Source organism: Mesorhizobium sp. M1399, assembly GCF_040317735.1.
GTDB lineage: Bacteria > Pseudomonadota > Alphaproteobacteria > Rhizobiales > Rhizobiaceae > Mesorhizobium.
Window position 1 is genome coordinate 311,040 of the sequence record NZ_JAMYKZ010000005.1, and the last position, 12,633, is coordinate 323,672.

A 12,633-nucleotide genomic window follows, 5' to 3' on the forward strand; every position below is an offset into this window, starting at 1 on the left:
CTGCCCGAGGGGATTCGTCGCAAGATCAATTGGTAGGGCGCTATGAACACAAATCCGGCCGATAACGGGGAATTCGGGCAACGGGCAGCAACCCCCGGCCCGATCGTGCCGAAGACGGCCAGCGAGGCGTTGCGGCCCGAGGCCGGCACGCCGCCGCCGAAGCGCTCGCGTGCCTCGCGCAGCCAGTTCGTCGTGTTCATGAACTTCGTCATCTCTTCGGTGATGCTGATGGTCCTGGCGGCAGGCGTTGCGCTGTATTTCGGCAAGCAGGAATTCAACGAGCCTGGCCCGTCGGCCAATGGCGACACTTTCCTGGTCAAGCCGAATAGCGGCGTCCAGGAGATCGCCGACCAGCTTGAGCGGCGAGGGCTGATCAGCGACGCCCGCATCTTCCGCCTTGGCGTACGCGCCTTCGGCAATGATTCCGCCCTGAAGGCTGGCGAATACGAGATCAAGCCGCAGGCCTCGATGCACGATATCATGGAACTGCTGAAGAGCGGCAAGTCGGTGATGTATTCGCTGACCATCCCCGAGGGGCTGACGGTCGAGCAGGCACTGCAACGGATCGCCGAGCAGGACGCACTGACCGGCGATATGCCGTCGACCACTCCACCCGAGGGCAGCCTCGCCACCGACACGCTGCGCTTCACCCGCGGCGCAACACGCCAACAGATGGTCGACAAGCTTCTGGCCGACCAGAAAAGGCTGGTCGACGAAGTCTGGCAGCGCCGAGCGCCGGATCTGCCGATCGCCAATATTGAGGATTTTGTCACCCTGGCCTCGATCGTCGAGAAGGAGACAGGTAAGGGCGATGAACGCTCGCGGGTAGCCGCCGTTTTCCTCAACCGGCTGGCCAAGGGTATGCGGCTGCAGTCGGACCCGACCATCATCTACGGCCTGTTCGGCGGCAAGGGCAAACCCATCGACCGCCCGATCTATCAGTCGGACATCCAGAAGCCGACGCCCTACAACACCTATCTGATCAACGGCTTGCCGCCGACGCCGATCGCCAATCCCGGCCGTGCGGCACTGGAGGCAGTCGCCAATCCGTCGAAGACCAGCGATCTTTACTTCGTCGCCGACGGCAGCGGCGGCCACGTCTTTGCCGCGACGCTCGATGAGCATAACGAGAATGTCGCTCGCTACCGGGCACTGCTGAAAAAGCAGGCGCAGGACGCCGCCAAGGCCGGGGCAACCAATACCGGAGCCGACACGCCGGCGGGAGCCATCGTTGACGATGCGGGGGCTACCGCCGCCCAGTAGGGCCAGACGCCATCAGGTCGGCCCTGTGCATGTCCGGGTGGATGTGCAAGGGCTGCTATGGCATTGAAATTCACATGGTCCTGTCCGGAGCAATCGTTCCGGCTTGAGGGGCATTCGGCAAGGGGACGCACGGCAACATGAACTTGCAGAGTATGACCGGTTTTGCGCGCAGTGTCGCCGAACACGAAGGCACTTCGATTGCCTGGGAAGCCAAGTCCGTCAACGGCAAGAGCGTCGAGGTCAGGCTGCGACTGCCGCAAGGTTTCGACCGGCTGGAGCCTGCCGTCAGGCAGACGGTGCAAAAGCGTTTTGGGCGCGGTAATTTCCAGATGACGCTGACCATTGGCCGCGCCGCCGGCGCGCAAGCGCAACCCGTGGTCAACGAGGCTTTCCTGAAGGATCTGGCGGGGTTAGCCAAGCGGCTGCAGGAGCAGTTCGGAGTAGCGCCTGCGGCGGCCGACGGACTGCTTGCGCTGCGCGGCGTGCTCGACATTCCCGAAGCCATCGAAACCGAAGAGGCGCGCAGTGCGCTCGATACCGCGATATTGTCGGCGCTGGAAGCAGCACTGGACGGGCTGCAGCAGGCGCGCCAAGGCGAAGGTGCGGCGCTTCGTTCCCTGCTGTCCGGCCATATCGATGCCATCGAGGCGCTGACACTGCGGGCCGAGGCCGATCCATCACGCGAGCCGGCCACGATCCGCGAAAGGCTTGCAGAGCAGATCCGGCTGCTGATGGACGCATCAGCCAATCTGGATGCCAGCCGGCTGCATATGGAAGCGGCGTTCCTGGCCACCAAGGCCGACATACGCGAGGAGATCGACCGGCTGAAGACGCACGTGGCGTCGGGCCGGGCGCTGCTCGCCGGCGGTGGCGCCGTCGGCCGCAAGCTCGATTTCCTGGCGCAGGAATTCAACCGCGAATCGAATACGCTGTGTTCCAAGTCGAATGCTGCCGCGGTCACCGCCATCGGACTGGAACTGAAGGCGGTCGTCGACCAGTTTCGCGAACAGGTCCAGAATCTGGAATGATCCCGATGCCAAGCCACATGACTGCCAAGCCCCATGACCACTAGGGATGTGGGTTCCCGCATTCGGCGCCGCGGGCTGATGCTGGTGTTGTCGTCGCCCTCAGGCGCCGGCAAGTCGACGATCGCGCGCAACCTGCTGGAGAGCGATTCCAGCCTGGAATTGTCGGTCTCGGTCACCACGCGGCCACGCCGCGGCAGCGAGATCGAGGGTGTCCATTACCACTTCCGCACGATGCGCGAGTTCGAGCGGCTGCGCGATTCCGATGCGCTGCTCGAATGGGCGGAGGTGCACGGCAATTGCTACGCGACGCCGCGCGAGCCGGCCGAACAGGCGCTGGCAGAAGGCCGCGACATGCTGTTCGACATCGATTGGCAAGGCGCTCAGCAGCTCAAGGAGAAGATGCGCGCCGACATCGTCTCGATCTTCATCCTGCCGCCGTCGATGAAGGAATTGAAGGCGCGGCTGAAGCGTCGCGCCGAGGACCAGGAAGCGGTAATCGAGACGCGGCTCAAGAACGCCCGTAATGAGATCGAGCACTGGAAGGAATATGATTTCGTCATCGTCAACGACGATCTTGACCGCGCTTTCGCCGAGGTGCGCGGCATCGTCACGGCCGAACGGCTCAGACGCGATCGCCGGCCGGGCCTGTTCGATTTCGTCTCGGGGCTGCTCGATGAGAAGACGGATTGAGCACCTTTATCGTAAGCGTCCGGCCTGAGGCGTCTTTCGGGATGTGGGAGCACACGAAGATAGTGTCCACTTGTCGGGATAACGGACATTTGCCGATGTTGGTTGACGAGAGAGACGCCCTCGTACCAGCGATCAACGTCGGCATGAAACGCGATAGAGAGTTGGCATGCCGATTGAATTATGGGCTTTTGACACACCGAATGGCCGAAAGATCAGCGTCGCGCTCGAGGAGATGGGGCTGCCCTACACGGTGAAGGTGGTCGACATCACGAAGGGCGAACAGCATGCCTCTGGGTTTCTGCGCATTAGCCCCAACAATCGTATCCCCGCCATCGTCGATCCCGCCGGACCGGACGGTAGACCGATCAGCGTGTTCGAGTCGGGTGCCATCCTAATTTACCTAGGCCAGAAGACCGGCCACTTTTGGCCGTCCAGACTCAGCGCGCAAGTCCCTGTGTTGGAATGGCTAATGTGGCAGGTGGGTGGTTTCGGTCCGATGCCGGGCCAGGTGCACCACTTTCTTGGCGTGACCGACGACCAGGACCGCCGCTACGGACTGGCACGCTATAGCGCAGAGACCCGACGCCTGTACGGAGTCGCCGATCGGAGGCTGGCGGAGGTCGAGTATCTCTCGGGCGAGTTGTCGATCGCCGATTTTGCTATTCTCGGCTGGGCATGGCGGCACGAGCGGCATCAAGTCGATCTTGCCGAATTTCCGAATGTTGAGCGCTGGTATGGGACTATGATGGCACGGCCGGGGGTTCAACGCGGCTTTGCGGTATCGCTCTCCTGATGGAACGACACGAAGCTCGACGCTTCCGTGAATTCGCTCCTGTCTTCGACAATATTTTCGTCATATTGCGGCAGGTCGTCTGTAATGGTGAACCAAGGTGCCTTGGAGCCGACGAAAATGTGCGCGCTTGGGCGAATGTTTGGGTCGTCGACGAGGGTCCCCATAGCGATGTGGGCGAACGCGCCGTCACGAACAACCGCAAAAAGGAACGACCCGCATAGCTTGCATCGCTCGTCATGCCAGCTATTGCCGTCGACGATCTGGATTTTGTCCTCCCCACTCGGGATGCGCAATTTGACACGCTCTATGCCTGCGAGTGGCTTGAACGCTGCGCCGGTTGCGCGACGGCAGATCGAGCAATGGCAATTCACGGCAAATATGAACTCGTCCGTCACCTTATAGGTGACTGCACCGCACTGGCATGATCCACCTAGCGTGCGGGTGTTGGTCGGCTCCTGCAGCGTCACGACTGGCATTCCTCTGTGCGATCGAAGTTTACCAGATAGCACACTTTTATCGGACTTCAGGCGGGTAGTCGGGGCGACGCTTTGTCTGGGCGGGTGTCAAGTGTTCAATGATCTGTACAATGTCGGTCCGTCCGATCTGCGGATAGTGCTCTCGCATCCCCGTGACCTCTTGGGCCATTCCGATTCTCTCCAAGGAACGCTGCCGCCTCGGACAGGCGCAGATCGGTGCAGCGCGTGACCCACACAATCGCGATCCTGCTGGCATCGCCGTCACAAACATAGCGCATATAGCCCGGCAAAATCGATATTTCGCGCCAGCGTATGGTGGATATTTTCTCGCCTGCCTCGATAAGTGGGAAAAGCCGAGCGACCACTCCAAGTTCCTGCATCACAGCCTCACACCGCATTCGTCAGCCGCACGAATTCCTCGACGCTGAGCGTCTCCGCACGCCTGGTCGCATCGATGCCGGCGCGGGTGAGCAGCGCCTCGCCGCCAAGGCTTTTCACGCTCTGCCGCAGCATTTTCCGGCGCTGGCCGAACGCCGCTTCGGTGACGCGGCTGAGCCGTTTCACCTCTGCCGGCAAGGGGCTGGCGCGTGGCACCAGATGCACAACCGAGGACGTCACCTTGGGTGGCGGCGTGAACGCCTGCGGCGGCACGTCGAAGGCAATCCTCGCCTCCGTCCGCCACCCTGCCAGCACGCCGAGCCGGCCATAGGCCTCGCTGCCGGGGCTGGCTGCAATGCGTTCGGCGACCTCGCGCTGGAACATCAGCGTCATCGATGTGTAGAAAGGCGGCCACTCGGTGACGGTCAGCCAACGGATCAGCAATTCGGTGCCGATATTGTAAGGCAGGTTGGCGACGATTTTCGCCGACCCGCTGCTTCCCGGCACTCCTTTGGCAAGCGCTGCAAAATCAGTTTTCAGCGCATCGCCGGCCACGATCTCGAGCCGACCCGGATAGTGGTTCGCGATCTCGGCCAAGGCCGCCAGGCAGCGCTCGTCGCGCTCGATCGCGACGACCCGCCGGGCGCCGTTGAGGAGCAGGGCCCTAGTCAGCCCGCCCGGACCGGGACCGACCTCGATAACCGTAACGTCGCTCAGGTCGCCGGCGGTCCGCGCAATCTTGCTTGTCAGGTTAAGGTCGAGCAGAAAATTCTGGCCGAGCGCCTTTTTCGCCTGCAGCCCATGGCGCTCGATCACCTCACGCAGCGGCGGCAGCCCGTCTATGCTCATCGGGCTGGGCTCATCGGGCTGGGCTCATTGGGTTAGGATCATCGGATTGGGCTCATTGGCCTGCAGTTTTTGTCCCAGTATCGGCAAGTAGGCGAGCGAGCTTCAGTGCGCCAATCAGACTGTCGGCGCGGGCGATGCCCTTGCCGGCGATGTCGAAGGCGGTGCCATGGTCGGGCGAGGTGCGGATGAAGGGCAGGCCGAGCGTGACGTTGACAGCCTCGTCAAACGCCAGCGCCTTGGCCGGGATCAGCGCCTGGTCGTGATACATGCAGAGCGCCACGTCGTAGCCGGCGCGGGCGCGAGCATGAAACAGCGTGTCGGCGGGCAATGGCCCGAAGGCGTCGATCCCTTCCTGCCTCAGCCTGTCGACCGCCGGGCGTACGATGCGCTCATCTTCGGTGCCCATCGCGCCGCCTTCGCCGGCGTGCGGGTTGAGGCCGGTAATGGCGAGCCGCGGCTTGGCAATTCCGAAGCGGTTTGCAAGGTCGGCGGCGGTGATGCGGCCGGTGGTGACGATCAGGTCGGTCGTCAGCGCCTTCGGCACCTCGGCCAGCGCGATGTGGATGGTGACCGGCACGGTGCGCAGGTCCGGTCCGGCAAGCAGCATCACCGGCGTCACCTCGGTACCGGTATGAAGCGATGCCAGATGCGCCAGATATTCGGTGTGGCCGGGAAAGCGAAAGCCGGCATCGTAGAGCGGCTTCTTGGCAATGGGGCAGGTGACGACCGCGGCAGCGCGGCCGGCCAGGCAGTCGGCGACGGCGCGGTCGATCGCCTCGACGATGCCGGCGGCGTTGGCTGGATCAGGGCGGCCGGGACTGTCGATGAAACGGGCGGCAAGCGCCACCACCGGCAGCGCGCGCGAAAACATCTCCGGCGCTAGCGCCGGCGTTGTCTCGGCCATCGCAATATCGGCGCCGAGCCTGTGCGCCCGCGCGGCAATCAGTGCCGGATCGGCAAGAAGATAGAAAGACGGAACGCCGGCGGTATCGCGGGCCTGCCAAGCGGCGATGGCGATGTCCGGCCCCACACCGGACGGATCGCCGACGCTCAGCGCCAGCGGAAGCTCTGCGTGAGGCACGGCTATCGCGACTTCAGCGCTCGATGATGCGGGCTTTCTTCCGCAACTCCTCGACATATTTCTTCGAGAGCTCGTCGGCGTTCTTGTCGCTCGAACCTTCATTCTGGAACACCATCTGCGCGACTTTGTCGTCTGACACCTCGCGCGACGAGCAGATGCCGATGAATTCGACGCCGCGGTCGGTTTCGCGCGTCGTGGTGGCGCCGCCAACCTTTGTAGCTTTTATCTGCTCGGCCCAGTCCAGCGGCAATTGCGGCGCCAGCACCCGGCCGAGATCGCGAACGGTGACATCCATCAGGCCCTTGGCGAATTCGCGCGTGGTGTTGCAGCCGTTGAAGCGGGCGCGCATGGCGTCGGCTTCGCGTTTGCGCTTGGCCAGCGTCGCGCTTCGCTCGGCGGCCGGCACCACGAAAATGACCTGCTGCAGCATGTACTCGGTGGCACTCGGTTTGCTACCGCCTTTCTCGAGCATGCGCTTGACGAGGTCCTGCTCGCTTATGGCGCCGCCGCCGTCGCTAGAACGGTGACGCGCGGTCAGCGCCTGGTTCCAGGCCATCTGCGCCCGGATAAACTCCTTGAAATGCTCCTTGGAGACGCCGGATTGCGCCATGGCGCCGTCAAGCTGCTTGAGCGGCATCTTGTTGCTCGTGGCGAAACGCTGATAAGCGGCATCGACCTGCGCGTCGCTGATGCGGATGCCGAGCCGCCTGGCTTCGGCCATGCGCAGCGTCTGGTCGATCATTTCCTGGCCGGCATCGCCCTTTTTGTGCTGCAGGCGCAGGAAAGCCGCGCGATGCTGGATGTCGCCGGTGGTGATCGGTATATTGTTGACGACGTATTTGATCTCGCTGGCGAAAACCGGCCGCGTCACTGCGGTGATCGAGACCGCCACCAGCAGCGCGAAGCCTGCCGAAAAGAGGTATTTCCTCATCGAAAGCATCCCAATTCCATCTCGATTCGGCCCAACCTGTCCCAGTTCAGGCCGCGGAAATTCGTGCCTGCTCTATGCGGCGAAACAATGTCGTCCGCCAGCCGCCCCGTTGCCGACTGCTGCTCCCCTTATTGGATGGTGTCGATGGAGCGTTGCGACGAGCCGAAATCGCCGAGCGTGCGGAACGACAGGTTGAAGCCGACGTTCTGCGATACTTCCTTGGTGTTCAGGTCACGTCTTTCCGAAAACGTCATCAAATAGGTAAAGCACGAATCGCTATAGGCAAAGCCGACCCCGTCCTTGACCAGGATGCTCTGCTCCAGATCATACGTGCCGGTGCCAAAGACGCGCCAATTCTCAGCAAGATGCGTCGAGGCGCCGAGCGTGATCTCATGGCGATCCGTGGAGAAGCCATAGAGCGGCTGCGCCTGGATGAAGGCGTATTTGGCGCTCAGCGATACGGGCAGGCCTGAAAAGGCGGCCTTTACCTCAGCGCGGCGGACCTCGAAGCTTTGCTCGTCGAAACGGCCGCTGACCGAGCCGGAAAATCCGCTGGGGCTATTGAAGCCGACAAGGCCGACATAGTCGGAGGTTGCGGTTTCAAGACCCGAATAGGCGCCGACATTGACCAGATCCGGCGTGCCGAACGAGTTCTGGCCGCCGAGTTGGTAGGATTGGCCGAACACCGCATTGGTGCTCCAGCCATTGTCGTACGCGCCGGAATAGCGCAGCCCGACATTGGCGCGCGTGCCGCCTTCCATGCGGTCATAGCCGGAGAATTTGTCGCGCTCGAACAGCGTCGTGGCGTCGAAGACGAAGCTCTGGGCGTCCTCGTTGGGGACCGCCAGCCCGCCGACATATTGCTCGTTCGGACGCATGAACACTTGCGCCATCGGTTCGAAGACATGGCTGGAACTGGTCATCGAGAACAGTACCGGCCAGCGCATCTCAAGGCCGGCGGTCGCCATGTAGCGGGCAAGCGACGAACGCATGTCGTCGTCAACGCCGAGATTGGTCGCCATCTGGTTGACGGCGTCGAGCGAGGCCGAGGAGGCGTTGACATAGCCGGCGTCGCCGCGCAGCGCCAGCAGCGGCGTCAGCAGCAGCCCGCCATCGGTGGTGAAGGTGCGCTTCCATTCGGCCTCAGCGGTAACGCGGCCGGATTGACCGTCGATGCCGCGGACGTTGTTGACGGACGAAGGGATGCCCGAATCTGCAAGAGCCGTATCGAGCCTGTCGCGGTCTATGATCCGCGCGTTGACGTCGAACGACAGCTGCCCGCCGGCCACCGGCATGTCGGGGATATAGGCGTAGTCGAGCGAGGGCAGCACCCAGGGCTGCTTGGCGGCGCGGGCGGTCGGATCGCTAGCGAGGGTGTCTTCTTGAACGTCGAAGTGCATGGCGCGCACATCGAAATAATTGCGATCGTTGAGCCCCGTCAGGTACACCTCGGAGCGGTGTACGCTATCGTTGAAGCCATCGATATCGTAGGTGCGCGAGAAACTCTTGTCGCTCTGCAGCAGGATGTCCCAGCCGAAGTCCCAGCGCGGGTTGATGGCGAACTGGCCTTGGGTGCCCATCATGCCGCGGAACCTGTTCGGATCGCCCTCGGTACCCGAACTGACGTTGTGGCCATTGTCGTCGATGAAGGCATCGGGATTCTCTTGACGGATGCCCGCAATCTTCAGGCTGTACTGACCGTTGTTGAAGCGCTGCCTCCACTCGGCCTCACCGAGGAAACCCTGTCTGGTATAGCCGCTGCCGGTGACAGTTAGATCGTAGGTCGGCGAGAGCGCGAAATAATAGGGAACTCTAACACCGACGCCGAGATCGCTCTTGTAGGCGACGCCGGGGATCAGGAAGCCGCTCTTGCGCTTGACCGTCGGGTCGGCGATCTCGAAAGCCGGCAGATAGGCCAGTGGAAAGCCGAAGAACTCGAAATTCGAATTCTCGAAGCGAACCGTCTTCTTCTCGCCGTTCCAGATGATCTTCCTGGCCTTGATACGCCAGGTCGGCGCTTTGTCGGGCTTGTCCTCGCACGGCTCGCAGGCGGTGTAGACGCCATTGTGGAACGTCGTCAGCACGCCGCCCATGCGCTCCGCGCTTTCGGCGGCGAAATACGCCTTGTCGACGGTCTCGACACGCAGCGCGTTGACGAAGCCGTCGGCGAAATCGTCGGTGATGTCGGCATGCTGCGAATAGATTTTGGTGCCGTCGCTGTTGACGAGCTCGACATTGCCGCTGGCGACGAGGCGTTTGGTGTTGCGGTTGTATTCGACCCGCTGGGCGACGAGACGGTTGCCGCCATAGTCGATCTGGACGCCGCCGACGGCCGTCACAGTCTGCTTGTCGTTGTCGTAGACCAGCGTATCGGCTGCCAGCAGCATCTGCGTGCCGCTCGGAACCTTCGTTGCCAGCTCACTGACGTCCTGGGCGAAAACCGGAGCAACCGGGGCAGCGCCGGCAAGCAGGCATGCCAAGGCGCTCGCCGCAGAGAGGCGTGCCAAACCGGCGTGCCTATGGCTGCGCAAAACCGCCTCCCTCACTAGCCGTCTTCCTTGTATAGCAGGAATGTCACCCCGAAGAACATAGCCACGACAACCGGGACCCAAGCCGCTACGGCAGTGGGTACGAATCCCGCTACGCCGAATGCCTTGACCAGCACCGAAACGACATAAAGCAGAAAGCCGGCCACGATGCCACCCAGAATCATCGTCGCCGACTGCCCCATCCTCGCAAATCGCATTGATACCGTTGCCGCAATCAGCGTCATCGCGACGAGCAGGAAGGGCAGCGCAATCAGGGAATCGAACTGCATGGCGAAGGCATTTGCCTTGAGGCCGAAGGAGCGGGCCACCTCGATCTTGCCGGGCAGATCGTAGAAGGGGATGGTCTCAGGGCGCGCCAACCGCTCTTGCACGAATTCCGGCTTGAGATCGGTCGGCAGCCGATCGCTGGGTAACGACTGGATGGTGCCGTCCCGGAACACCTTGACGTCCCGCAATTCCCAGTAGCCGTCCCGCAAAAAGGCGTGCGCGGCATCCTTGCGCTCGATGATGTCGCCTTGCGGGCTGAAACTGAAGAAGACCGCGTCGGCCATCTCCAGGCCTTGATTGAGAATGGCGCGCGCGCCGATGATGGTATCGCCGGAGCTGGTTTTCTGCCTGATCCAGGGCGCGGCGTCGGCCGAGACGGTGTTCGACTTGCCCGAACGGAGCTGGGTCTCGATCTGCTCGGACCAGGAATAGGCGTGCGCGGCTATCGGATTGATGACGCCAACCGACAAGGCCCCAAACAGCAGCGCCCCGATGCAGCACGGCAGCAGGAACTGCCATGCGGAAACCCCGGCGGAACGGGCGATGACCAATTCATATTTGCGGTTGAGCGACACCAGGGTCGCCATCGCCGAGAACAGGCCGACGAACGGCACCGTCTGCAGCATGATCATCGGCATCCGGAGCCCCGAAATGGCGAACGCAGTTGCGTAGGTGAAGCCCGGCACGCCGGTCGTGCGGCCGGAAAGCTCGGTGAAATCGATCAGGAACACCAGCGCCAAAAGGCCGATGAAGAACCAGATGGTGATCGTCACATAGCGAAAGAAGAAGTACCGACCCAGAGTCCAGCCCATCAGCCGGCTCCCTGTCCGGATGCGCCACGCCGGGCAAAGCGGAGCTTGACGGCGCTCCAGCCGTCATTGAAGCGGCCGGCAAGATTGGTTATCCAATCGGCCCAAGCAACCGGCAGTTCCATCGTCCGGTTGGAAACGATGAACCAGATAGCGATCGCCGATGCCACGATCGGGACGCCGTAGACCATATAGGCATATTGCGGCACCTTGTCGGCCTTGCCGGCGGCAAAGAACCCGAGCCAGCGCACGAACAGCGCGATCGCGATTGCCGTGATCAGCGGGTGCACGCGCGCCTCGCGATGCGAGCGCGCATCTCCGGCGACCGCAAGCGCGATCAGCGCAAAGACGAGCGAATAGGACCACTCGGAAAAACGCTGGTTGAGCTCGGCCAGGTACCTGTTCGGCTTTTGCTGGTACATCTTGTCGTTCGGACTGGGATTGAGCAGGTACTGGGTCGTCCGGTCCTTCGGCAAAAGCAGAATGTCAGATGACGCCGACAAGAAAGCGGACAAGTCGAAGGCGTAGGAGGTGAACCGGATTACCGAGAGGTCGCCGGTCATGGTTTTGCGATGGATGACGCCGTCATTCATCATCAGCACCTTCTCGTCGCCGCGTTCGATGATGCTGCCGGTCTTGGCATAATAGATGAGATTGACGCCTTCTTCGCGCGAGTCGGCGACGAAGATGCCGCCGAGGCGATTGTCGGGAAGCCGTTCGCCAACCTGCAGGAACAGGCCATCATCGATCTTGCGGAAGGTGCCTTCCTGGATGATCAACGACAACAGATCGGCACGCGACGAAGCAATCAACTCGCGGTTCTTCTGGCGTGCGTAAGGGTCGACGCCATTGTCGACAGCAAACGAAAAAACGCTGGCTGCGAGTGCCAGAAGCATGATCGGCCTGACGATGGTCCAGCGTGAAGCGCCGGCGGCATTGATGACGGCCAGCTCCGAATCCGAATTCATCACGCTGAGGATCTGCGCGACCGCGACGACTAGGGCGAACGGCACGACGATCGGAACGATCGACGGGACGATCAGCGCTGCGACTTCGAAGAAGGTGAGGGCCGACTGACCGCTATCGGTGACGAGGTCGATGCGGGCGAGCACCTGAGTCGTCCAGACGATCGCCAGCGTCCAAACGAGCGCCAGCGCGAATACCGCGAAAGCACGGCGCATGATGTAACGTTCAACGACCTTCATGAAGGCTTTTCTCGGCGGTTTCGAACGGCATCATGCCTTGGAATAAGGTAGTCGTCCGGCGCCGGCTGCACAACTGGCTCAGTTTGGCGGTTCGATCTGGGTTCTGTCCCGTATCGCAAATTCCGCTGGACCGGAGTGTCGGCGGCAATGGATAAGAAAGGGCGAACATTGTTGGTTAACAACAGGTTGCGGCGGGAAGCGGGGCCGTGCCGCGACGAATCGTGGATGGTTCAATGTCGCATATGGGAGCGATTTCGGCCAAAGTCTTGTCAAATGCGGCAAAACGACCAAATGTCGCGCCGATCGCCGCCGCG

At 62.2% G+C, this 12,633-nt stretch carries 11 protein-coding genes; 4 read left to right on the forward strand and 7 right to left on the reverse strand.

What is annotated here, in order from left to right; translation table 11 throughout:
* The first annotated feature begins 42 nt into the window (after positions 1 to 42).
* The 4 genes from mltG to NKH05_RS10885 all read left to right on the forward strand — a co-directional run bounded on the left by mltG (position 43) and on the right by NKH05_RS10885 (position 3,774).
* Positions 43 to 1,263, forward strand: a complete 1,221-nt coding sequence (mltG, locus tag NKH05_RS10870) for an endolytic transglycosylase MltG (RefSeq protein WP_352481805.1) — start codon at positions 43 to 45, stop codon at positions 1,261 to 1,263.
* 137 nt (positions 1,264 to 1,400) lie between these two features.
* Positions 1,401 to 2,291 carry a YicC/YloC family endoribonuclease gene (locus NKH05_RS10875; protein ID WP_023719823.1) on the forward strand — a complete coding sequence of 297 codons (891 nt, stop codon included), beginning with the start codon at positions 1,401 to 1,403 and terminating at the stop codon, positions 2,289 to 2,291.
* 33 nt (positions 2,292 to 2,324) lie between these two features.
* Positions 2,325 to 2,981 (forward strand): guanylate kinase, encoded by a 657-nt coding sequence (gene gmk / locus NKH05_RS10880; protein WP_023719822.1) that lies wholly within the window; start codon positions 2,325 to 2,327, stop codon positions 2,979 to 2,981.
* 166 nt (positions 2,982 to 3,147) lie between these two features.
* A complete protein-coding gene (locus tag NKH05_RS10885; protein ID WP_352857643.1) occupies positions 3,148 to 3,774 on the forward strand; it encodes a glutathione S-transferase family protein in 627 nt (208 codons plus the stop codon).
* Here the strand turns inward: NKH05_RS10885 and NKH05_RS10890 are convergent.
* From NKH05_RS10890 to lptF, 7 genes are all read right to left on the reverse strand, one after another.
* Positions 3,744 to 4,241, reverse strand: coding sequence for a GFA family protein (locus NKH05_RS10890; protein ID WP_352494874.1), 498 nt, complete (start codon positions 4,239 to 4,241; stop codon positions 3,744 to 3,746). The two genes, NKH05_RS10885 and NKH05_RS10890, sit on opposite strands and share 31 nt — an antisense overlap.
* Positions 4,242 to 4,637: 396 nt before the next feature.
* Positions 4,638 to 5,477: a 16S rRNA (adenine(1518)-N(6)/adenine(1519)-N(6))-dimethyltransferase RsmA gene (gene rsmA / locus NKH05_RS10895; protein WP_352857641.1), complete on the reverse strand. Its 840-nt coding sequence runs from the start codon at positions 5,475 to 5,477 to the stop codon at positions 4,638 to 4,640.
* 52 nt (positions 5,478 to 5,529) lie between these two features.
* Entirely contained in the window at positions 5,530 to 6,558 is a 1,029-nt protein-coding gene (gene pdxA, locus NKH05_RS10900) for a 4-hydroxythreonine-4-phosphate dehydrogenase PdxA (RefSeq protein ID WP_352494875.1), read from the reverse strand.
* 13 nt (positions 6,559 to 6,571) lie between these two features.
* Positions 6,572 to 7,498, reverse strand: coding sequence for a peptidylprolyl isomerase (locus NKH05_RS10905; protein ID WP_023719817.1), 927 nt, complete (start codon positions 7,496 to 7,498; stop codon positions 6,572 to 6,574).
* Between the two features lie 119 nt (positions 7,499 to 7,617).
* Positions 7,618 to 10,035: an LPS-assembly protein LptD gene (locus NKH05_RS10910; protein WP_352494876.1), complete on the reverse strand. Its 2,418-nt coding sequence runs from the start codon at positions 10,033 to 10,035 to the stop codon at positions 7,618 to 7,620.
* The gene (lptG, locus tag NKH05_RS10915) at positions 10,035 to 11,120 is read right to left on the reverse strand and encodes an LPS export ABC transporter permease LptG (protein ID WP_023719815.1); all 1,086 of its coding nucleotides are present in this window, start codon (positions 11,118 to 11,120) and stop codon (positions 10,035 to 10,037) included. The genes NKH05_RS10910 and lptG overlap by 1 nt, the downstream gene beginning before the upstream one ends.
* Complete coding sequence (gene lptF / locus NKH05_RS10920; RefSeq protein ID WP_352494877.1) at positions 11,117 to 12,319, reverse strand: LPS export ABC transporter permease LptF; 1,203 nt, start codon at positions 12,317 to 12,319, stop codon at positions 11,117 to 11,119. Before lptF ends, lptG begins: the two co-directional genes overlap by 4 nt.
* Between the last annotated feature and the right edge of the window lie 314 nt (positions 12,320 to 12,633).